Raw genomic sequence first — 22,286 nt, forward strand, 5'->3', positions numbered from 1 at the left:
TGCGAACGTGAGAAAGCGTTCGCCACAGCGGCAAGGCGGGCATGGCCGGCGGACGGGCAAGGGGTCGTCCGCCGATCTCCTGCTGGCGCCGTTCGTTGTCGTCATGCGCCTGCCGGTCCTCTACGCCGAAGCCGCGAGCGGCGGAATTGGACGAACGGAATCGCATCTCGCGGTCAACGAGAAGATCACCGCCGGCGTGGAAGGCATCTGGGAAGCGCAGCTTTCCATGCTGAACGCCGCGTTTGATTTCTGGCCCGATGTGCTTTCCGGCCGGCACCCGGTCGATCTCCTCGCCGATAGCTGGGTCCAGGCATCCCGCGCCGCGCTTCGGCCTGCCTCGCTGACGGTTCGCCGCAATTTCGACCGGTTGAGCCGGGGCTGAACGTCAGAAACTGCTTTCCCGCACAAGGATGGCGGCAACGCGCCGGAAAAAACCGGCCGCCAGGCTCTCCCGCTTTGCGTCGAGCAGGACGGTTCCGCGCATTTCGTAGGTGACGCCCAGCGAATCCATGGCTTCGAGCTTGCCGGCATACCAGCTCCCGGCAATGGCATCCCGGGCATCGCGCTGCGTCCGGACACTGCCGCCGTGTTCGGCGGCAAGCAACGGGCCGGGCAGCGTGTTCATGGGGGCCGGAGAGATGTCGGTCAGTGTGACATCAATTGCCGGTGTCTCAGGTTCAGAGGCGATGAAGCGGCCGATTGCACCGGGGGAAAGCCGGTGAATGGCCGCTTCCGGGATCGTGGCGACCAGTGCAGGGGCAGCGGTGCCAGCGATCACGGCGAGGCGGGCGGATGGCGCGACCCAAAGCCCGGGCTGGAGATCGGGCAGGGTATTGGCAATGCGCCCGGAAATGGGCGCCCGGATTTCCAGCGCTGTCTCCAGCGCTTCCAGACTGGCGATTTCGCTTCTTGCCGAAGCCAGTTCATTTTCGATCACGCCGCGCTGCGAGAGATCGCGGTCATCGGCGGCCATGCGGGCAAGGCGTGCGCGCGCCAGGGTCATGCGGGCGAGTGCCACTTGCTTGCGATGGACCAGATCCGGCGCTTCGAGCCGGTAAAGCAATTGCCCCTCCTGCACGATTTCGTTGTCGGCGGTCAAAACATCGACCAGTCTGGCCTTGGCTGACGCATGCAGTGGGAAGGTGGGCGCGGCCCGCAGAAGCGCCGGCGCTGCAATTCTTCCCTGCCAGGGTACGAAAAGCGCACAAAGGACGGTCGCGAGAATGAATGCGTTGCGGGCAAGTGTCCGGTTGAGCGTTATCCGCTTCCGGTTCTTCCACCATTCGGCAAGTTCGCGAAACACCGGCATTGCGATGAAGACAGCGATTTCGAGGCAGAAAAGGACAATGCCGATCACCTTGACCGTCATGTGGTAGACGAGAAGCGCAATACCGGCGAACAGGAAAAAGCGGTAGACCCAGGTCGCCCAGGCATAGACGATGACGACATGCCGTGTCGCGGGCGCGAGCGGTTCTGGTGCCGGATCGCTCCACCCGAACAGGAGTTCGCGCAAGCGCCACCGTGCCATGGCAAAGCTGCGGTTCTGCAGATTGCGGAAGTCCATGCTGTCAGCCAGAAGGTAATATCCGTCAAAGCGCATCAGCGGATTGAGATTGACGGCAAGGCTGGTCAGCCATGACAGGGTGGCCGCTGCAAAGACCGCGCCGCGCAGCGGCCCGTCCGGCAGCAGCGCCCAGAGAAGAGTGCACCAGGCGGCAATGACCAGTTCCGTGAAGATGCCGGCCGCATCGATCATCACGCGCTGGCGCGCCGGCAGCCGCCACGCGCTCGTCGTATCGGTGTAGAGGATGGGAAACAGCACGATGAAGGCTATGCCGATGGTCGGCACCGGTGTGCGATAGCGCCGCGCCGTGAAGGCGTGGCCGAGTTCGTGCAGCGACTTGATGACAACGAGGCTGGCGCCGTAGATCAGAAAGCCCTCGAAGGTCAGGAAGTCAATGAATGTGCTTGCAAAGACATCCCATTGCCGGGATGCAAGCCAGAGACCGGCCAATGCGGCCAGTGCCGAGAGAATGGCGAATGCGCGGGTGAAGAGCGGCGCCACCAAGGGCCAGAGACGGTCGAGGAATGCCTGGGGCCGGAAGAGCGGCAGGCGAAAGAAGATATAGGCATGGGCGGCGCGGGAGAAGATCCCCTTCTGGCTTCGCCGTGCATTGGCGGCCCGTGCTTTCCATTCACCGGGTTCCGGCGTGGTCAGTTCGTTCGCCGTCAGATAGCGCACCATGGTATCGATGTCTTCGGGTGTGGCCGGCCGGCCGGTCATCTCCTCGTGCCGTCGCATGATCCGGCTCTTGCTGCCTGCGCCCCAGACGGCGAGTAGATCGAAGGCCGCCCGGGGCAACCTGAAAAACCGCTGGCGCACCGGATCCTCGATCAGCCAGGCACGTATGCCATGCCTGTCTTTGGGCGCTTCATGCACGCGCAGATCCGGGCGCAGGGCAGGCACTGGCATGTCTTCAGCCGGCGTCACGGTTCATATTCCCAATTTCTGACGCAATGCCGCGATGGGACGGCGGAACAGAAAGTAGCCCAGAGAGACCGATGGCCCGAAAATCTGTGCGGTCCCGCGCAATCCTGCACGCAAACCGGCGCTGCCACCATCGAGGGCTGCCAGAACGGGATAGACAAGGCGGTTGTCCGGTGTCGGTTCTGCCAGATAGGCGGCGCGTTCGATCCGTGCCGCGACCGGCGAGAGCGGGTCGGAATCCAGGAAGAGCCGCAATTCGCCGTCTCCCGCGAGCGCTGCGGTATCCCCGATTGCCAGCTCGATCTTCACGCGCAGGCGCGCCGGATCCGCAATCTGCAAGATGCGTTCGCCGGTGGACACCGGTTTGCCGGTCCAGTCGTCCCTGTTGGAATAGAGCACAAGCCCGTCCGACGGCGCGCGGATGCCGGCCCTGTCAAGCCGGCCGCGCGCTTCCGCCAGTTCCGCTTCGGCCATGCGCCGTTCGGCTTCCGCGATCGCCAGGTCGTGCCGCATTTCGCGCGAGGTGAAGGCGCCCTGGCGGGCCCGGCGCTCGCGTGCAGCCGCGATGTCGAGTGCTCTTGCCGCCACGTCGAAACGGCCCTTGAGTTCGGTATCGTCGAATTCCGCGAGCAGGTCACCGGTTCGCACCGGCTGATTCGGGTCGACGAGGAGCCGGCGGACCACGCCATCGATCGGCGCGGCTACGACGATCGGGTCGCGCGGCACGATTTCAGCGGGCGCCAATACGGTCAACGGCACCGGGATGAAAAGAGCCAGCGCCGCAAGCGCGGCGAATGCCAAGGCAAACTGGCGGCGCCGCGCCAGCAGGATCTGCCGCCCCCGGCGCTGTGCGAAGGGTGTAAGGGCATGGCCATAGGCAGAAGCCAGGCGGCCGGCGATCACCAGGTCGGCATCGCCGGGGGCCTTGGCAACAGGCGCGACCAGGCAACCGGCCATCCTGCCGCCGGTGATGCGGAGCGGCATAGCGAGCAGGAGCGTCGTCGCGCTGCCCGGCAATCGTGTCTTCAGCCGCAAAAGGACCGGACCGCCTTCGGCCAGTCTGCCGGCTTCCAGTGCGACTGCCCGCTCCAGCGCCGCGGCAAGTGCGGACTGCCGGTCGGGCTGGGCAAGCCCGGAGGCGTGGCGAAGGACCACGCGCCCATGCCAGGCACGATAGAGCAAAAGGTAACAGGCAGATGCCCAGGGGAGAATGCGGCCGGTTTCGTCCACGATGTACTGGCCCAGTTCGGCCTCTGTCGCCGCTTCGCGCAAGCCTCCCTCGATCTCAAGCAGCAATTGCAGCCGGGAGGGCGCGGTCTGCCCGATTCCGGCCCGCGCTCCGGCCCCTCCTGCCTTCAGGCGCCCTGTATCTTCCGGCGGCAGCGGGCCGCTTGCGGCGCCTGCGCCCTGCGGCGTCACCTTCAGGCCGAAATCCTTTCGCACGGGCGCGTTCATCGTGTCATTCCCCCGCCGGGGCTGCACGAGCAAAGCGTGCCGTGCCGCTCATGCCCGGCAGGATGCCGCCATCGGTCACGTCGAGCGTTCCGGTCAGGCGGATCGTCTGGCTGACAGGGTCCACTTCCGCGCCGATCCGCTCCAGATGACCCAGAACGGTCGCTCCTGTCTCATCGACAGTGAAGTCGAAGCGGTCCCCGTCGCTGAGCCAGCGAAGCCAGCGCGACGGAGCCACGAAATCGATTTCAAGGTTGCGGTCGTCCACTATGATGACCAGCGGCTTTCCGGGCTCGGGCATTTCATGGGCTTCACCGAGAAGCTCGACCACCCTTCCGTCAAAGGGTGCCTCGATGCGGCAGCCGGCCATTCGCGCTTCCGCCAGTTCAAGCTCGGCTTGTCCTTTCTCGCGGGTGGCGGATGCGAGGGCGACGTCGCCCTTGCCGGCGGCGCCGAATTTCTGCAAATGCGCCTGCTGGTTGTATTCGATCGCCGCGGCACGGGCGGCCGCGCTTGCTGCGCGATGCTCGGCTTCCAGACGGCTGCAATCGAATTCCAGCAACACGTCCCCCTTGCGAAAGCCCATACCGTCTCGCAGTGGTGCCCTGGCAAGCGGCACGGTGAGGTCCGTGGCGATCTCCACCCTTGCCTTGGAGCGCACGACGCCGCGCAGTTCAGCCGCGGGATCGTTGTCGCCGCCATGCGCGGCAGCGCTGAACAGCAGCAGGACGGCGGCGGCAATGGAAAGGATGGAGCGTGTCATCTGGTCCCCGAGATCATGAATCACGGGAAGAATAGTTGTATTTATCTGAAAGATACAACCTTAAATTTGTGCGCCGATGGCAAAAACCGCGCCCGCCTGCTGCGGCGGAACGCGGTCTTGCCACTCGATACGCATGGCTCCCGCCCGGTAAACGGCACGCAGGGCCGGGAAACGCTTTGCTCCGGTACGCGATACCTGATCCGGAGCGGCAAGGCGGTATTCATTCGCCTTGTCATTCCTTTTAAAGCGGTATCGTTACCGGCTGGTTAGCGAGGCCTTAAGCAAATCTAAATCGTGCAATTTTTTCGGTTTTTACGCGTTTACGCGGGTTAACGGATGTCAACCTTCCTTGCCGCGCAGGAAATTGATGATGCCCGAGAAATCGGTATCGGCGTGGCCCTGCGCATTGAACAGCGAATAGAGCTGGGCGGCTTCGGCGCCGAGCGGCGTGGAGGCGCCGGCCGCCTGGGCGGCTTCCTGGGCAAGGCGCAAATCCTTGAGCATGAGGCCAGCCGCGAAGCCGGGCTTGTAGCCGTTGTTGGCAGGCGAGGAGGGCACCGGTCCGGGCACCGGGCAATAGGTGGTCAGCGACCAGCACTGGCCGGAGGACGTGGACGCGACATCGAACAATGCCTGGTGTGACAGTCCCAGCTTCTCAGCCAGTGCGAACGCCTCGCCGACGCCGATCATGGAAATGCCGAGGATCATGTTGTTGCAGATTTTCGCCGCCTGGCCATTGCCGGCATCGCCGCAATGTACGGCCTTCCTGCCCATCAGCGCGAGATAGGGTTCGGCGCGCTTGAAGGCCGCTTCCGAGCCGCCGCACATGAAGGTGAGCGTACCGGCCTGCGCACCGCCGACGCCACCGGAAACCGGCGCATCCAGCGATTGCATGCCGGCGGCTTCGGCAATGGCATGGGCCTTGCGCGCCGATTCGACATCGATGGTGGAGGAATCGATGAACAACGCGGCGCGGTCGGCGGCCGCCACGATCTCGTTGTAGACGGAAAGCACATGCTTGCCCGCCGGCAGCATGGTGATGATGACATCGGCCTCGCGCACCGCGGCAGCCGCACTGGCCATCACGGTGACGCCATTCTCACCTGCGACCCGCAGGTTTTCCGGCACAAGGTCGAAGCCCTGTACCTGGTGGCCACCCTTGACGAGATTGGCCGCCATGGGATTGCCCATGTTGCCGAGGCCGATGAATGCGATCGTGGTCATGTCCTGTCTCTCCTCCTTGGCGCCTGTCGAGGCTCAGCGTCCGATCATGTGACGGGCGACGATCATGCGCATGATCTCATTGGTTCCTTCGAGAATCTGGTGGACGCGCAGGTCGCGCACCAGTTTCTCCATTCCGTAATCGTGCAGATAGCCGTAGCCGCCATGAACCTGGAGCGCATCGTTAGCGATCCGGAATCCGGCATCGGTGACGAAGCGCTTCGCCATGGCGGACCATTTGGAGGCATCCGGGCTCTTGCGGTCCAGCTTGGAAGCCGCGGTGTAGAGCAATTGCCGGGCGGCCGAGAGTTCGATCTCCATGTCGGCCAGCTTGAACTGCAGGGACTGGAACTGGTTGATCGCCTTGCCAAAGGCCTGGCGTTCGCCGGCATAGGCCAGCGCCTTCTCGATGGCGGCGGTTGCGCCGCCCAGCGAGCAGGCGGCGATGTTGAGGCGGCCGCCGTCAAGCCCGGCCATGGCGATGCGGAAGCCCATGCCTTCATCGGACAGGCGGTTCTCCACGGGCACGCGGCAATTGTCGAAAATCACCTGTGCGGTGGGCTGCATGTGCCAGCCCATCTTGTTCTCCGGCGCACCGAAGGAAAGGCCGGGCGTGTCCTTCTCCACCACGATGGTGGAAATGCCTGACGGGCCGTCGCCGCCGGTACGCACCATCGCCACGTAGATGTCATTGGCGCCGGCACCGGAAATGAACTGCTTGGCGCCGTTGATCACATAGTGATCACCGTCGCGGACGGCCTTGGTCTTCAGTGCGGCTGCATCTGACCCCGCGCCCGGTTCGGTCAGGCAGTAGCCGGCCAGCAACTCCATCGACGTGAGCTTCGGCAGGAAGCGCTGGCGCTGTTCCTCGTTGCCGAATGTGTCGATCATCCAGGCGGCCATGTTGTGGATCGAGATGAAGGAGGAGAAGGCCGGGCAGGCGGTGGACAGGGCCTCGAAGACCAGAACCGCATCCAGCCGGGACAGGGCGGAACCGCCGACATCGTCGCGCACATAGATGCCGCCGAAGCCGAGCGGCCCGGTCTCGCGGATGACGTCATCGGGGAAATGGCGCGCCTTGTCCCATTCCAGCGCATGGGGCGCCACACGGTCATCGGCGAAGGAGCGGGCCATGTCCTGAATGGCGCGCTGATCCTCGTTCAGCTCGAACTGCCCTGCGGTCATGACGACGCTCGCGTCCATGATGTCCTCCCTGTGTTCAGGTTTGCCGGTCACCAATCTAGACCAAGCCACGGTGCGCGCAACATGCCCTGCATGTACACATTCGCCGCACAGCCGATGTGCGCCGGCTCATCAAAGCAGTTGGCGCAGCGGATTGTCGGCCTCCATCAGGAGCCGGATGGCCAGCACGGTGCAGGTGGCAACGAGTAGCGGCTTGATGATGCGCGCGCCGTTCCTCATGGCGAAATGGGCGCCCAGACGGGCGCCGGCAAACTGCATGATGCCCATCACGATGCCGGCCTTCCAGGCAACGACACCAACAGCGGTGAAGGCGGCAAACCCGCCGATATTGGAGGCGAAGTTCATCACCTTGGTATGGGCCGTGGCCTTGAGAACGCCGTAACCGGCGAGGCCGACATAGGCCAGCATGAAGAAGGAGCCGGTGCCGGGCCCGAAGACGCCGTCGTAGAAGCCGATCAGCGGTACCGCTGTCAGTGAGAAAAGAAACGGCCCGATGCGTTGCGCCCGGTCGATGTCGGAGAGCGATGGCTTGAAGGCAAAATAGAGCGCGATGGCGACGAGAAGGATCGGCAGAACGGCCTTGAGTACCGTGTCCGGCAGCACCGTGGCGAGCAGGGCGCCGGCCATGGCGCCGAGGCAGGAGGCCAGCGCGGCGGGCAATTGCCTGCGAAGCTGGACGTGACCCTTCGAGGCGTAGGCGAGCGTTGCAGAGCCGGAGCCGAACAGGCTTTGCAGCTTGTTCGTGCCGAGCGCAACCACGGGATCGAAGCCGGCCAGCAGCAGCGCGGGAACGGTGATCAGCCCGCCGCCGCCGGCAATGGCGTCGATGAAGCCGGCCAGGAAGGCGGCGAGGGCGAGCAGGGCTGCGATTTCAAGCGAAAGGTCGATCATGAGGCATCCAGGCCGCGAAGTGCAGGCGCGGCGGTTTGCAGCATGGCCGCTGATCTTGCGCAAGCGAAATCAGCCGTTACCATCATCGCTGTGTGCAGGACAACAGGATTGGGTGGGGAAGAACAGGATGACGCCGAGCATCATAGACAGACTGGTGGCGTTTTTCGAAGGCGACCCGGCGGTTCGCAAGGTGGCGCAGGATCCGTCGGTCACGGCGGAATTGCTGTTGCTTTTCCGCGTCGCCCTGGCCGACGGGAAGGTGGAACAGGCCGAAATGGACATGCTGAAACGCATCGCCGAGGAGGCCTTTGGTATCGGTCCGGAGAGCTTTCCCGATGTGGTGCGCTATCTGCACGAATTCGGCTACGAGACAACCGGCAAGCAGGCAGCGGAGGTGTTCCGCTCGATGTCCTACGAACGCAAGAAGGCGCTGGTGGAGCATATGGAAGCGATTGCGCGCTCCGATCACAGTCTTGACGAGCGGGAGGCCGGCCTGATCCGTCGCACGATCGAAAAGCTCAACGAAGCGTCTGGCGGCGCCTGAACGGTCAGGCCATTTGCAGGCGGCGGGCAATGGCACGTTCGAGATCCGGTGCGGCATCAACAAGCGCCCGCGTTGCTTCATGCCGCGGATTCGACAGGACATCGGCGGTGCGGCCACGTTCGACGATTTCGCCATCATGCATGACCATGACATCGTCGGTAATGGCACGGGCGACGGTGAGGTCATGGGTGATGAAGAGATAGGCCAGGCGGAGTTTGTCGTTGAGTTCGGCAAACAGGTCCAGGATCTGGGCACGGATGGAAACGTCGAGTGCGGATACCGGCTCATCGGCCACGATCAGCGCGGGCCGGGTGATGATGGCGCGGGCGATGGAAATGCGCTGGCGCTGACCGCCTGAGAATTCGTGCGGATAGCGGTCCATGCTGTCCGGCGGCATATGCACTTCGCGAAGGGCCTCGGCCACCCGGTCGCGGCGCTCGGTCCCGGAGGGCTGGCGATCGAGGAGATGGAGCGGTTCGGCGACCAGCCGTTCCACCTTGTGACGCGGATTGAACGAGCCATAAGGATCCTGGAAGACGACCTGCATCTGCCGCCGGAAGGGGCGAAGGGCCTCGCCTTCCAGATGCGACAGATCCTGACCGGCCAGCCTGATCGCGCCACCGGTGGGATGGTCGAGGGCCAGGATCATGCGCGCCAGCGTGGACTTGCCGCAGCCTGAACGTCCGACAAGCGCGACCGAATGGCCGGGCTCCATGGCAAAGGAAACATCATTGACGGCGCGGAACGATTCGGGCTTGCGAAACAGCGACGTGCGCCGGGCCGGATAATCCTTCACGACGTTCTCCACGGCCAGGAGCGGCGGCGCGTCGCGGGTTTTCGACGGCTGTGGCGCGACGGCTTGCCTTGACGCCGGAACATGCATGGAGGCCTCGGCCAATTGCCGGGTATAAGGGTGGGCCTGGCGCCGCAGCGTATGTGCCGTCTCGCCCTGCTCCATCACCTCGCCATGGCGCATGACGGTGATGCGGTCGGCCATGTCGGCCACGACAGCAAGGTCGTGGCTGATGAGCAGGAGGCCCATGCGGTTTTCCTCGACCAGATCGCGCAGCAGGTCGAGGATCTGCGCCTGAAGCACCACGTCCAGCGCCGTGGTCGGTTCGTCGGCGATCAGCAGGCGCGGCTTGAGGGCGCAGGCAATGGCGATGACGACACGCTGGCGCTGCCCTCCCGACAGTTCATGCGGAAAGCGCGACAGCGGAAACTTCGCTTGAGGCAGGCCGACCCTGTCGAGGATGGCGGCGGCGCGCGACTCTGCCTCGGCGCGGGAGCAGCGTGTGTGCCAGCGGATACCCTCGGCAACCTGTTCGCCAATGGTCTTGACCGGGTTGAGCGCCGTCATCGGTTCCTGGAAGACCATGCCGATATCGTCGCCGCGCAAGGCGCACATCTCGCTCTCGGTGCGCGTCAGCAAATCCTGCCCGTCAAAGAGAATGCGGCCGGAGGTTCGCGCGGCATGCGGCAGAAGCTGCATGATGGCGAGCGCCGTCATGGATTTGCCCGAACCGGACTCGCCGACAAGGCCCAGCACCTCGCCCTTGCCGACATGCATGTCGACATGCGTGAGGATCGGCGTTTCGCCGATGAAGAGCGACAGGTTCTCAACATGCAAAAGGTTGTCCGCCACCGACATCAGCGCTCCCGCCGCGTCTTGGGGTCGAGCAGGTCGCGCAGGCCATCGCCCAGCAGATTGAGTCCCAGTACCGTGATGACTATGGCCAGGCCCGGAAAGATCGCCATGTGCGGGGCGACGATCATGCGCGTCTGTGCCTCGAACAGCATGCGTCCCCAGCTTGGCATGGGCGGTTGCGCACCAAAGCCGACATAGGAAAGGCCGGCCTCGGCAAGGATGCCGAGCGCGAACTGGATCGTGCCCTGCACCAGCAGGATGGAAGCGATGTTGGGCAGGATGTGCTCGATGGTGATCTGGGTCGCGTTCTTGCCGGAGGCGCGCGCGGCGAGGATGTATTCGCGTGGCCAGATGGACAGTGCGCCGGCGCGGGCGACCCGGGCGAAGACCGGGATGTTGAAAATGCCGATGGCGATGATGGCATTGATGGCGCCGGGGCCGAAAATGGCCGTGATCATGACCGCCGACAGCAGGGCGGGGAAGGCGAAGACCACATCGTTGAAGCGCATCAGCGCCTCGTCGACCCACCCGCGCCGCGCGGCAGCCCAGCAGCCGAGCGGCACGCCCACACCCATGCCGATGGCCACGGCGACGAAGGCGACGGCAATGGAATTGCGGCTGCCGACCATGATCATGGAGAAGATGTCGCGGCCGAAATGATCCGTGCCAAAGAGGTGCTCTCCGCCCGGCGGTGCCATGCGGTTCGTCACCGGCAGATCGGTCACGTCATAGGGGGTCCAGACGAAGGAAACGAGCGCCATCAGGGCGATCAGAGCGGTGATGACGAGGCCGAGCAGGAATGACCGGTTGGCGAGCGCCTTTGCGGCAAAGGCGCGCCAGGATTCGGTTTCGTCCATCGGGGCGGTTGTGGTCATCAGCGCGCCCTCAGGCGTGGATCGACCACGGCATAGGACAGATCCACGAGGACATTGACCACGATGACCGAGGCGACGAGCAGCATGATGACGCTTTCGACAACGATGAGATCGCGTTGCGTGATGGCCTGGAACAGCAGGCGGCCGAGGCCGGGCAGGTAGAACACGTTCTCGATGATGATGGTGCCGGCGAGCAGGAATGCGAATTGCAGGCCCATGATGGTCAGCACCGGAATGAGCGCGTTGCGCAGGGCATGGCGCCAAAGCACCCGGGGGCGGGGCAGGCCCTTGGCACGGGCCGTGCGGATGTAGTCCTCGCCAAGAACCTCGATCAGGGCCGAGCGCGTGACGCGCGCCAGAATGGCCGCCTGTGGCAGGGCCAGCGCGATCGCCGGCAGAAGCAGGGCCTTGATGCCAGTCCATATGCCGTTGCCCCAGCCCGGAAACCCGCCGGCGGGCACGAGGCGCAGCCAGACGGCGAAAACGTAGACCAGCAGAAGGGCCAGCCAGAAATTCGGGATTGCAACGCCCACCTGGGCAAAGCCCATGGTCGCCGTATCGGCCGCGCGGCCGCGCCGGGCGGCGGCAAACAGGCCGGCGGGAATGGCGATGGCCGTCGAAAGCGCCAGGGCAAGAACCGCGAGCGGCAGGGAGACGACCATGCGTTCAGTCACGAGATCGATCACCGGCACCGAATAGGTGAGCGAGCGGCCGAAATCGCCGGTTGCGAAATCCGCCAGCCAGGAGACGTAACGTGTCAGCAGCGGCTGGTTGAGCCCCATCTGTTCGCGCAGCGCCTGCACGGCATCTTCGGTCGCATTCATGCCAAGCATGAGGCGGGCCGGATCGCCCGGCACGACTTCAAGCACCGCGAACACCACGACGGATGCAAACAGCAGCGTCAGAATGCCTATGAAAAGGCGTTTGAGCAGATAGGCGGTCAATGGCCCTTACCCTTGCCCTCGGGCAGGCTGGACGTTTCAGGCAGGAGGCGGCCGCCGCAAGTCGCGGCAGCCGTCAATGCACGGACGGTCAATCCGTCCACTTCACCTTGGTCAGGTCGTTGGCCTGGATGGGCGAATTTTCCCAGAGGCCTTCCACCTTGGCATCCCAGACGCCGATTTTCGGCAGTTCGAACAGGAAGCCGTTGACCGCATCCTCGGCAAGGATCGTCTGGGCCGACTTGAGCAGTTCGGAACGCTTCGCCGGATCGGCGGTGACGTCCAGTTCGGCCATGACCTTCTTGAATTCCGGGTTGTCGTAGTTGAAGTAGTAGTCGTCGCGGGCATAGATGCCGATGTCGTTGGGCTCGGTATGCGACACGATGGTCAGGTCGTAGTCCTTGCCCTTGAAGACCTGTTCGAGCCATTGCGCCCATTCCACGGGAATGATTTCCAGCTCGATGCCGACTTCCTTGAGCTGCGAGGCTATGATCTGGCCGCCATCACGCGCATAGGCCGGCGGCGGCAGCTTGATCGTCGCCTTGAAGCCGTTTTCGAGGCCGGCTTCCTTGAGCAGTTCCTTCGCCTTGGCGATGTCGTGCGGGTACATGCCGGTCAGGTCGACGTAGTCCTTGTTGGCGGGCGAGAAGTGGGTGCCGATCGGCACGCCATTGCCGCCGGCCGAAGCGCCTTCGATGATCGCCTGGCGGTCCAGCGCATGGGCGATCGCCTGGCGGACCTTCAGGTTGTCGAAGGGCGGCTTCTTGTTGTTGGTGGACAGGATGGTCTCGCCCTCGGTGGCGCCGATGACCACGGCAAAGCGCGGATCGGCCTGCACCTGGGGCAGGGCATCGCCGGCCGGGAACTGCGGGAAGGCCTGGACGTCGCCCGACAGGAGCGCGGGCACGGCGGCGGCGGCATCGGGCACGATGCGGAACTCCGCCTTTTCAAGCGATACCGGCTCGCCCCAGTAGTCCGGGTTCTTCACGATGGTGATCGATGAGCCCTTGGCCCAGTTGCCGAACCTGAACGGCCCGGTTCCGACCGGGTTTTCCTTGTTCGTTTCCGCCGACTCCGGCGCCACGATCACGGCGTCGCCCCAGCCCATGTTGTAGAGGAAGGCGCCCTGCGGCTGCTTGAGCGTGACCTTGACGGTCGAGGGGTCCACGACTTCGACGGAGTCGATGGCGGAAAACAGGCCCTTCTGGGCGTTGGTCGAATCTTCGGCGCGCGCGCGGTCGAGCGAGAACTTCACGTCCTCGGCGTCGAATTCGGAGCCGTCGTGGAATTTCACGCCGTTGCGCAGCTTGAACGTATAGGTCTTGCCATCTTCCGAGATGTCCCAGTTTTCGGCGAGGCCAGGCATGACCTGGCCGTCCGGGCCGATGCGGGTCAGGCCCTCGAAGACATTGGCGTAGACCACCTCATCGACAGCGGCGGCGGCCGATGCGGTCGGATCGAGATGCGGCGGTTCCAGCACGATGCCGAGCACGAGATCGCTGCGCGCAGCGAAGGCGGTGACGCCCGAGGCGAGCACGAGCATGCCCGCCGCCAGGATTGATTTCATGTTTCTCATCGAAGACCTCACCTGTTTCCCCATCTTGTTATCTGGACCGCCACAGCGGCCTTGGCGCGAAGTAAATCAGCAATATCGAAGCTTGTCAGCAGGATTTGCCGCGTTCACTCCGATTCAGCGGACTGGTTGGCGAAAAGCAGACGCGCCAGGCCAAGTGCCATGACGGTTGCGGATTCGACCATGTCGTCAATGCCCACCCATTCGTCCGGCTTGTGCGCCAGATCCAGGATGCCCGGGCCATAGGCGATGGCGTCGTGCAGATGGCCGATGCGGGCCATGTGCTTCTGGTCGTAGGTGCCCGGTGAAATGACGTAGTCGGGATCCTTCCCGAAGACATCGCGCACGGCCTGTGTCACGGCTTGCACCACGGGCGCATCCTTCTCCGTCATCAGCGGCAGGACTTCCATGACGTCGCGAATGGAAAAGTCGAACTTCGGCCGTTCGCGCTTCAGCCGCTCCAGAATGGCGACGACCTCGCGTTTGACCTCGGCGATGTCCTCTTCCAGCAGGAAGCGGCGGTCGATGGTCAGGCGGCAACTGTCGGGCACATTGGGCGAGGGCAGGCCGGAATAGTCGTCCGTCTGGCCACCATGGATCGAATTGATGTTCATGGTGGAGCGGCGCGCGCCTTCGGGCACCACCGGCATGCGGGTCTGCTTGCGGTCAAGCACCGGGAAAAGGTCGTCCTCGAAAGCAGACAGGACAGCACCCATGTGGCGCACGGCGCAATCGCCCAGAAATGGCATCGAACCGTGGGCGATCTCGCCTTTTGTCTCGATCTCCGCCCACCATACGCCGCGATGGCCGAGGCAGATGCGATCCTTGTTCAGCGGTTCGGGAATGATGACATGGTCGACGCGCGGACGGGAGAAATAGCCCTTTTGCGCCAGGTAGGCGACGCCGCCGAAACCGCCGGATTCCTCGTCCACCGTGCCGGAAATCTCAATGGCGCCGGGATATTCCGGAAACAATGCCAGAAAGGCATCGACGGCTATGATGGACGCCGCAAGGCCGCCCTTCATGTCACAGGCGCCCCGGCCATAGACCCGGCCATCCTTTACCACCCCCTCGAAGGGATCGACCGTCCATCCGTGGCCGGCCTCAACCACGTCGATGTGGGAATTGAAGTGGACGACGGGGCCAGGACGACCGCCCTCCCGGCGGGCCACCACATTGACGCGCGGATAGGCATCGCTGTCGCCCGGTGTGCCTGCGCCGCGAATGTATTCGATGGCAAAGCCCCGGGCTGCCATTTGCGCCCCGACGAATTCGGCGCAGGGCCGGTAAGCCTCGCCGGGCGGGTTGACCGTGGGAAAGCGGATGAGGTCGCGGGTCAGCGCGACCAGTTCATCGCGGCGGTTTTCGATTTCGGCTGCAAGCCGTGTTTTCAGCGGTTCTGTCATGGCGCGATTTGAATGCCAGAATCGCGTTTTGGCAAGCCGCAGAAATCCGAAGCGCGCACGGTCGCCCTTGCCGCCGGCATCGGCCCGTCCCGGCATCGCCGGTAACCATGAAGACAATTCACATTGACGTGTAATGAAGATCACAGGAAATTACCGTACTGTAATCTAGGGTGACGGCGTCATAAGGTGAGAGGGTAGGTTTCATGCGTAAATTCATCACGATGGTTTCAGCGGCAATCATGCTGGTCATGGGCGGAACGGCTGCTTCTTTTGCGGCAAGCCTGGTGGCGCATATCGATGTCTCGGCACAGACGATGACGGTCAAGAAGCACGGGCGCGTGGTGGGGCGCTGGAAGGTCTCCACGGCGCGTCGCGGCTACTACACGCCGCGCGGCACATACAGGCCGACCCGCATGCACAAGATGTGGTATTCGCGTAAATACGACATGTCGCCAATGCCGCATTCGATCTTCTTTCGCGGCGGTTATGCCATCCATGGCACCGGCGCGGTGAAGAATCTCGGCCGTCCTGCTTCGCATGGATGCGTGCGGCTGGCGCCCAAGAATGCCGCGCAGCTTTATCAGATGGCGCGCGAAGTGGGGCCGCGTAACGTGCGGATCGTCATCACCAATTGACCTTTCGGAAATCCGGCCTGCAATCCGGCCGGCATCGCGTTTGGTGGCGTGACCGGTCCGCGTGCGCATGTGCCGCGGGGTCGAACCGGGGGTGACCGGACTGTTCCGGTTCCCGCTCAGGCCATGCCCGGCATTGCCGGTTCCAGTTTCGATGTGCGGATCCGGTCGTCGTCCTCGAGATAGGAGCCGACCCGGAATTCGTAGATGACGAGCGGTTCGGGCCCGGTGTTGCGCAGGGCGTGTACCGCGCCCGGCGGAATGGTCAGATGGTCGCCGGGCCCCATGTTCTCGACCCGGCGGTCGACTTTTGCGATCGCTGCGCCCGAACTTACCGACCAGGTTTCGGTGCGGCGGAAATGGCATTCCGGCTGAAGCGACATTCCAGGCGAGACTTCAAGCCGCAGGATCTTGATCCCGTATTCCTCCTCGACAAGCTGTTCGTTTCCCCATGCGCGCAGGAACGAGCCCGGTGAACGGGGTGCGTCGCTGAGGCCGGGCCTGGGAAAGAAGCGGGCCGCCGCCGCCTCGTGGCCCGTCGCGCAAATGAATATGCCGGCGCCGCCCTGGATGACGCGGTGGGGCGGCAAACCGGAGACCCCGACGTGGATGGGGCGCAGCGTTTCGTCGGCGGCGGGTTCGATATCCGCCCATCCGCGCAACGTCCTGATCTGCTCGCCGGCAGCGTTGAGAACGATGTCCTGCGGCCGTACCCCGACCAGATCGGTGACGCTGTGGCTGGCCACAAGCGACAGGAAGCCGGGATGGGGGCGGATGATGGCGCCGTTGCGATCCGCGTGCTGCAAGGCGCTGACCGCCGATTTGAGCAGCATGGGCGCGGCCTCCCGAAGCGCGTCGGAAAAGCCGTGGCTGTGACACAGGACCGGGCCGGTCGGCACATGAAGATCGTTGGCCGCCAGCGCTGTCTCGCGCGCCTCCTTCTCTTCGGGGGGGAGGATGACTTGCGCATGGTGCAGACGCCCGCCGATGAGAGCACCCCGGACATAGGCCGGCGCCGTGTCGTCCTGGCGGGCATGGCGGGTGAAGATCATGGCCTGCTTGCCGGATGGAAAGGTCGCGGCGGCCTGCGCCAGGATATCGGCGGGCGAGCCGCCGCTGTCGACGTGCAGGCTGGCCGGCAGGAAAATAGCGCAGGAGCGCCGGCGGCGGGCCGCGATCTCCAGCATAGCCAGCGCGGCGGCGGTGCCGTTGCGGGTGTCGGAGGGCACGACAAGCACCAGAAGACCGCGCTCGCGCCAGCAGGCGGTCTGTTCCGTTGCAGCGCGCAGGGCCAGTTCACCGACAATCAGTATGGGCGGCGCGAAACGCGGGTCATCGAGCAGTTGTTCCAGCAATTTTTCCACCGGCGACTGTGCCGCGCCGGAGCGCCGGAAGCACCAGGGGCGTTCCGGCGTGGAGCGCGGCCAGAAGCCCGGAAGGGGATTGGAGGCGATGATCACCGGCACCGGCTTGGCCGCAGCTTCCGCGATTGTTTCGAGCATTATAGGCACTCCAGATTGCATATTTCTATATATACAACCAAAAATCGTTTCCGGCGCGTTAAGGCGCGCCATGGGCGCATGCCGTAGCGGTATTGCATGGCCGGACGTCTGGCGGGTTTCGTGCCGCGCGGGGCAGCGTTCAGGCGGGGGTCTTGCGGCGTCGCGCCTGGGGGCCGGCTTCCAGCGCTTGTGGAACCACATCCACTGGCCGGGGTCCTGGCGGATCCAGTCTTCCACGATGCTTGTGACCTGCTGCGTCACGCCGTGGACATCCACGCGGCCATTGGCATCACGAACCGGGTCGATGGCCTCGAAAAGGGTCAGGTGAAAGCGGCCGCCGGGCAGGCGGATGCAGCGGGCGGGATGGATGGCGCAGTCGAACTGGCGGGCCAGCTTGCCGAGAAGCGGGCTGGTGGAGGCTTCACGGCCGAAAAACTCGACCATTCGACCGCGCATGAAATACTGGTCCACCAGCATGCCGGCCTTGCCGCCATTTTCCAATACGCGGGCGAGCGCGAAAGAGGCGCCGGCGCGGGAGGGGACCAGCGCGCCCATCGCGGTGTGGCGAGCTGAAAGAAGGCGTTCGGCAAGATAGGGGTTGTTGGGCGGGCGGAACAGGGCGGTCACTTCCAGCCCGTGGGTCATGGCGGCAACCGGCAGGAGCTCGAAATTTCCCATATGCGCCGTGAAGAAGATGGCCGGCCGGCCGTCTGCCGCCCGCAACCGGTCGAAGATCTCCGCGCCGTCTATGGTGACACGGCCGGCATGCGGATTTTCAGGATCGAAATCGAGGATCTTGTCGAGAAAGACGTATTCGCCCATCAGGCGGGCCATGTTGCCCCACATGTCCAGGGCGATGGCCTGCAACCCGGCCTCGTCCTTGTCCGGAAAAGCCTGGCGCAGATTGTCCATGGCAACCTTGTGGCGGCCGGACATGGGGCCGAAGCGGCGGGCCAGCCGTTCCAGGAGGGCGAGCGACCGGTCTGCCGGCAGAAGCTTGATCAGCCAGAGCAGGCCGAGCGTCAGCCGGGCGACAATCCAGTATTCGACATTCTTGAGGCGGCGCAGAACACGATAGACGAGCATCTTCATGGCGCGCGCCCCGACCGGTCAGGAAACCCGCAGGATGATCTTGCCGAAGACGTCGCGCGTCTCCATGCGCTTCAACGCGACGGCAATATCCTCGAAGCCGCATTCGGTGTCGATGACGGGTTCGGCCAGCCCGCGCGCCATTTTCTGCATGGCGTCGGCCATGTTCTCCATACGGCAGCCGAAGGAGCCGAAGATCTTCAATTGCTGCTGGAAAAGCTGCATCAGGTTCATGGACGTGGACACGCCGGAGGTGGAGCCGCATGTCACGAGGCGGCCGCCGCGCTTCAGGCAGAGCATGGAGCCTGCCCATGTGTCGGCGCCGACATGCTCGAAAACCACGTCCACACCCTTCTTTTTCGTCAGCTTCCGCACGACGCCCTCGAAACGGTCCTCGCGATAATTGATGACGTGATCGGCGCCCAGTGCCCTGGCCGGTTCGATCTTGGCGTCCGACCCGACCGTGGTGATGACCGTGCAGCCCATGCGCCTGGCCAATTGTATGGCAGCCGTGCCAATGCCCGATCCGCCGGCATGAACAAGAATGGTCTCTCCCGGTTCGAGCTTCGCATTGTCGAAAAGCATGTGTTCGACCGTGCCAAAGGTGACGGGAGCCAGGGCCGCGCCGACATCCGACACGCCAGGCGGGGCGGGAATGAGCAGACGGGCGGGAATGTTCATGCGTTCCTGGGCGAAGCCGTCGAGATGAAAGCCATGCACGCCGCTGACGTGTTCGCAGAGGTTGTCCCGGCCTTCGCGGCAGGGGCGGCAATGACCGCAGGTGCGGGCACCGTAGATGGAGACAAGCTGGCCGGGCAGAACATTGGCAACGCCGGGACCGATCGCCTCGACCTCGCCGGAGGCTTCCGCGCCGATCACCAGCGGCATCTTGCGCTTGGCGAAGGCCATGCCGCGCCAGCCCCAGACATCGATGTGGTTGAGCGCGACAACCTTCACGCGGATCGTGGCCTCGCCGGGACCGGGCGCAGGAGGGGCGGGCAGATCAACGATTTCCAGCTTGCGGTCTTCGACGAGTTGCAATGCACGCATGGCCCGAGCATCCTGGCTGAAGCGGCCGTTGCGACCGCGAGGTGTTATGGTCTGCCCGGCGCCGAAACGCTTCCGGCATCCAGCGGTTGCCGCCGCCAGGCCTGGGCAATGTGAGGGGCGTCTAGACCGGTTCGCGCGCCATGACAAGGCAGGTGTTCTGCCCGCCAAAGCCGAACGAATTGGACAACACGGTGGAAATTTCCGCCGTGCGTCCCCTGTTGGGCACGCAATCGACCGGAATGGCCGGGTCGGGATTGTCGTGGTTGATCGTCGGCGGCAGGAAGCCTTCCTGCATGGTGAGGATCGAGAAGGCGGCCTCGATCGCGCCAGCGGCCGAGAGCGTGTGGCCGATCATCGACTTGTTGGAGGAGACGGGTATGGCGGCCATGGCGTCACCGAAAACGGTGGACAGCGCCAGATACTCCATCTTGTCGTTTTCCGGTGTCGATGTGCCATGGGCGTTGATATAGCCGACAGGCGTGCTGCCCATGCCGGCATCGGCCAGGGCCGCGCGCACGGCGCCGATGGCCGGCGATGCATCGGGCTTGGAGCGGGTGCGGTGGAAATCGTCGGCCTTTTCGCCGCAGCCGCCGAGAATGCCGAGCACCTTCGCGCCGCGCGCAACGGCGCTTTCCAGCGATTCCAGAACCAGCGTGGCCGACCCTTCGGCCAACACGAAGCCGTCGCGGTCCTTCGAGAAGGGCTTGGAAGCCTTTTCCGGTGCTTCGTTCTGGGTGGACAGGGCCGAAAGCAGGGAGAAGCGGATCAAGGCTTCCGCCGTGGCAGAACCATCGGAACCGATGGCGAGCGCCCGGTCTGCCTCGCCGCGGCGGATCGCCTCGACGCCGCACTGGATGGCGGTCGCGCCCGAAGCGCAGGCGGTCGACAGGGTCACCGGCAGGCCGCGCGTGCCAAAGCGGTCGGCGAGGCGCTCCGCGATGGTGCCGAACATGGCGCGAGAGAACAGATCGGGATGCTTGCCGGCGCGGGCTGCGGCCAGCATGCGCTGATAGGGCGTGCCGTCGCTGCCGCCAAGTTCGGCAAGCTCGAAACGGTGGCGCCATTCGGTCTCGACGGGCGGAGCGGCAAGAAACAGCGGGCCGCCGAAGGCGTCCTGCGGCAGACCGGCCTGGGCAATGGCTTCCAGTGCCGTGGTCTCGGCCATTTCATGGGTCAGGGGACCGGGGCCGTCGCTGGAGGAGGCAAGGAAATCCACCATGCCCGAAATGCGCGTGCGCAGCCCGTCGGTGGGGAAGCGGGTGATCGCCCCGATGCCGGAACGGCCCGAGGCCAGCGCCTGCCAGTTTTCCGCGCGTCCCACGCCCAGCGACGTGATGATGCCGATACCGGTGACTGCGACGACCGGCCGGCCGAGATGATCCGTGAACTTCGTCATCGCATCCTTTTCCCTCAGGCCTTGCGGACTGAAACCATGCCTTCGCCGGAGATGAAACCGATGGCCGTTGCCAGGATTTCGTTGGCCGGTGCGTCCGGAGCCATCTCGCCTTCGGCGAAAGGCTCGACCGACAGGCCGGCATCCAGTGCCAGCGCGGCCAGTGCAATCGCGAAGGGGAATTGCGCTTCCTTGAAATGGCCGGTCAGGCTGGAAAATCCGCGCAGCGCCAGGCCCGACAGAGCCGAGGCTTCCGCCGCCGTCGGCTCGGCCGCGCCCGAAGCCGCCGAAATCGCGATGCGGGCATCCGGCGCGGCATCCCTTGCCATGGCGGCGATGGCGGCTGAAAGATCGTCGCGGGTGCGGCGTACGCGGCCGGCCTTCACATCGCCGAGAGCAGCATAGACATGGGCACCGCGCCTTTCGGCATGGGACCGCTCTTCCAGCACCAGGAACACGCCGCCCGAACCGGGGATGATGCCGCCACCTTCCGCGCCGCCGCGCTTCCACACCGGCGCCCAGGGTGCGCGGTGCAGGTAGCCGCCCAATTCATAGGCCAGCAGCATGTCGGGATGTTCGCAATTGTAGGAAGCGCCGACCAGCGCATGGGTGGACTGACCGGCACGGATGCGGGCGACCGTCATGTCCACGGCGGAGACGCCGGCGCCTTCTTCGCCCATGAAGGTGCGTGAGGAGCCGGTCACCTTGTGGACGATCGAGATGTTGCCTGCCAGCAGGTTCGACAATTGCGCAAGAAAGAGGGTCGGGCGCAGTTCCGTGGTCAGCTTCTCGTTGAGCAGGTTGTCGCGGTCTGCTCTGTCGGCGGCCGCCTCGATGATGAGCGAGTCGGCGGCCTCGTCACGCTCGCCGCCGCCGGCAGCCACGATCATGTCCATGGTCGCGCAAAGCGCTTCATCGCCCTTGACGCCGGCATCGTCGAGCGCGAGCCCGGCGGCATAGGTGCCGATACGCTGCCAGGTCTCCATCTGTCGCTGGTCGCCACGCTTGGGGATCTGCTGCCCCCAGTCGATCGCGGGCAGCGGATGGACCGCGTAGGGCGCGAAGGCCTGCGTGTCGAGCTTCGGCGCCCGGGGCCCCGCCGTCAGGGCAGCGCGGTGGACTTCCTTGCCCTCGCCGAGACAGGAGACGATGCCGATGCCGGTGATGACTGCGTCGCGTTGGCTCATGACGGGCGTGGCCTGTTCGTCAGGCCGTCTTTTCGGCGACCAGCGAATCGATCTTGGCGCAGAGGTTCTTCATGACGAAATACTCGTCGGTCGACGCCTTGCCGTCATTGACTTTCTGAGTCCAGGTTTCCAGCGGGATCTTGATGCCGAATTCCTTGTCGATGGCAAAGACGATATCCAGGAAATCGAGGCTGTCGATGCCCAGATCGTCGATCGTGTGGCTTTCCGGCGTGATCGTGTCGCGCTCGATCTCGCTGGTCTCTGCGATGATGTCGGCAACCTTGTCGAAAGTGGATGACACGGAAAAAGTCCTCTTGATGGATTCTCATTCGCTTGACGCGTGGCATTAAACGGTTTTTCGCGTCGGGAAAAGGGCAAAGCCTCAAATCGGCCCTGCCGGCGCTGCTTGCGCTGCGGCAAGCCTGCTT

Annotated in this window: 19 protein-coding genes; 3 read left to right on the plus strand and 16 right to left on the minus strand. The window is 64.5% G+C overall.

Annotated features, from left to right (window positions below):
- Positions 1 to 7: 7 nt before the first annotated feature.
- Positions 8 to 382 carry a hypothetical protein gene (locus tag R3D65_RS11465; protein WP_371275349.1) on the plus strand — a complete coding sequence of 125 codons (375 nt, stop codon included), beginning with the start codon at positions 8 to 10 and terminating at the stop codon, positions 380 to 382.
- A gap of 3 nt (positions 383 to 385) precedes the next feature.
- Here the strand turns inward: R3D65_RS11465 and R3D65_RS11470 are convergent, their stop codons facing one another.
- The 6 genes from R3D65_RS11470 to R3D65_RS11495 all read right to left on the minus strand — a co-directional run bounded on the left by R3D65_RS11470 (position 386) and on the right by R3D65_RS11495 (position 8,018).
- The gene (locus tag R3D65_RS11470) at positions 386 to 2,491 is read right to left on the minus strand and encodes an HlyD family efflux transporter periplasmic adaptor subunit (protein ID WP_371275350.1); all 2,106 of its coding nucleotides are present in this window, start codon (positions 2,489 to 2,491) and stop codon (positions 386 to 388) included.
- Positions 2,492 to 2,494: 3 nt separating this feature from the next.
- Positions 2,495 to 3,943, minus strand: a complete 1,449-nt coding sequence (locus tag R3D65_RS11475; RefSeq protein WP_371275351.1) for an efflux RND transporter periplasmic adaptor subunit — start codon at positions 3,941 to 3,943, stop codon at positions 2,495 to 2,497.
- 4 nt (positions 3,944 to 3,947) lie between these two features.
- Positions 3,948 to 4,703, minus strand: coding sequence for an efflux RND transporter periplasmic adaptor subunit (locus tag R3D65_RS11480; protein WP_371275352.1), 756 nt, complete (start codon positions 4,701 to 4,703; stop codon positions 3,948 to 3,950).
- Positions 4,704 to 5,042: 339 nt separating this feature from the next.
- Positions 5,043 to 5,927, minus strand: a complete 885-nt coding sequence (gene mmsB, locus R3D65_RS11485) for a 3-hydroxyisobutyrate dehydrogenase (protein WP_371275353.1) — start codon at positions 5,925 to 5,927, stop codon at positions 5,043 to 5,045.
- Between the two features lie 33 nt (positions 5,928 to 5,960).
- A complete protein-coding gene (locus tag R3D65_RS11490) occupies positions 5,961 to 7,127 on the minus strand; it encodes an isobutyryl-CoA dehydrogenase (protein WP_371275354.1) in 1,167 nt (388 codons plus the stop codon).
- A 111-nt stretch (positions 7,128 to 7,238) separates the two neighbouring features.
- Positions 7,239 to 8,018 (minus strand): TSUP family transporter, encoded by a 780-nt coding sequence (locus tag R3D65_RS11495; protein ID WP_371275355.1) that lies wholly within the window; start codon positions 8,016 to 8,018, stop codon positions 7,239 to 7,241.
- Positions 8,019 to 8,145: 127 nt separating this feature from the next.
- Here R3D65_RS11495 and R3D65_RS11500 point away from each other — a divergent pair, with 127 nt between their 5' ends.
- The gene (locus R3D65_RS11500) at positions 8,146 to 8,562 is read left to right on the plus strand and encodes a TerB family tellurite resistance protein (RefSeq protein WP_371275356.1); all 417 of its coding nucleotides are present in this window, start codon (positions 8,146 to 8,148) and stop codon (positions 8,560 to 8,562) included.
- 4 nt (positions 8,563 to 8,566) lie between these two features.
- Here the strand turns inward: R3D65_RS11500 and R3D65_RS11505 are convergent, their stop codons facing one another.
- The 5 genes from R3D65_RS11505 to R3D65_RS11525 form a co-directional block, all read right to left on the minus strand.
- A complete protein-coding gene (locus R3D65_RS11505) occupies positions 8,567 to 10,213 on the minus strand; it encodes an ABC transporter ATP-binding protein (RefSeq protein ID WP_371275357.1) in 1,647 nt (548 codons plus the stop codon).
- Positions 10,213 to 11,085, minus strand: a complete 873-nt coding sequence (locus R3D65_RS11510; protein WP_371275358.1) for an ABC transporter permease — start codon at positions 11,083 to 11,085, stop codon at positions 10,213 to 10,215. Before R3D65_RS11510 ends, R3D65_RS11505 begins: the two co-directional genes overlap by 1 nt.
- Entirely contained in the window at positions 11,085 to 12,029 is a 945-nt protein-coding gene (locus R3D65_RS11515) for an ABC transporter permease (RefSeq protein ID WP_371275359.1), read from the minus strand. The genes R3D65_RS11510 and R3D65_RS11515 overlap by 1 nt, the downstream gene beginning before the upstream one ends.
- Before the next feature lie 88 nt (positions 12,030 to 12,117).
- Positions 12,118 to 13,602, minus strand: a complete 1,485-nt coding sequence (locus R3D65_RS11520; RefSeq protein WP_371275360.1) for an ABC transporter substrate-binding protein — start codon at positions 13,600 to 13,602, stop codon at positions 12,118 to 12,120.
- 104 nt (positions 13,603 to 13,706) lie between these two features.
- Positions 13,707 to 15,005 (minus strand): acetylornithine deacetylase/succinyl-diaminopimelate desuccinylase family protein, encoded by a 1,299-nt coding sequence (locus R3D65_RS11525; protein WP_371275361.1) that lies wholly within the window; start codon positions 15,003 to 15,005, stop codon positions 13,707 to 13,709.
- Positions 15,006 to 15,208: 203 nt separating this feature from the next.
- On the opposite strand from R3D65_RS11525, the gene R3D65_RS11530 reads away from it, so the two are divergent.
- Positions 15,209 to 15,640, plus strand: a complete 432-nt coding sequence (locus R3D65_RS11530; RefSeq protein ID WP_371275362.1) for a L,D-transpeptidase — start codon at positions 15,209 to 15,211, stop codon at positions 15,638 to 15,640.
- Positions 15,641 to 15,756: 116 nt separating this feature from the next.
- Here the strand turns inward: R3D65_RS11530 and R3D65_RS11535 are convergent, their stop codons facing one another.
- From R3D65_RS11535 to R3D65_RS11555, 5 genes are all read right to left on the minus strand, one after another.
- A complete protein-coding gene (locus R3D65_RS11535) occupies positions 15,757 to 18,231 on the minus strand; it encodes a lipid A biosynthesis lauroyl acyltransferase (RefSeq protein WP_371275363.1) in 2,475 nt (824 codons plus the stop codon).
- An 18-nt stretch (positions 18,232 to 18,249) separates the two neighbouring features.
- Complete coding sequence (locus R3D65_RS11540) at positions 18,250 to 19,278, minus strand: zinc-binding dehydrogenase (protein ID WP_371275364.1); 1,029 nt, start codon at positions 19,276 to 19,278, stop codon at positions 18,250 to 18,252.
- 121 nt (positions 19,279 to 19,399) lie between these two features.
- Positions 19,400 to 20,674: a beta-ketoacyl-ACP synthase gene (locus R3D65_RS11545; RefSeq protein ID WP_371275365.1), complete on the minus strand. Its 1,275-nt coding sequence runs from the start codon at positions 20,672 to 20,674 to the stop codon at positions 19,400 to 19,402.
- Between the two features lie 14 nt (positions 20,675 to 20,688).
- Positions 20,689 to 21,858, minus strand: a complete 1,170-nt coding sequence (locus tag R3D65_RS11550) for a beta-ketoacyl-ACP synthase (protein WP_371275366.1) — start codon at positions 21,856 to 21,858, stop codon at positions 20,689 to 20,691.
- A 19-nt stretch (positions 21,859 to 21,877) separates the two neighbouring features.
- On the minus strand, positions 21,878 to 22,159 hold the full coding sequence (locus R3D65_RS11555) for an acyl carrier protein (RefSeq protein WP_371275367.1): 282 nt from the start codon (positions 22,157 to 22,159) through the stop codon (positions 21,878 to 21,880).
- Between the last annotated feature and the right edge of the window lie 127 nt (positions 22,160 to 22,286).

Source organism: Zhengella sp. (assembly GCF_041397485.1).
Lineage (GTDB): Bacteria > Pseudomonadota > Alphaproteobacteria > Rhizobiales > Rhizobiaceae > Zhengella.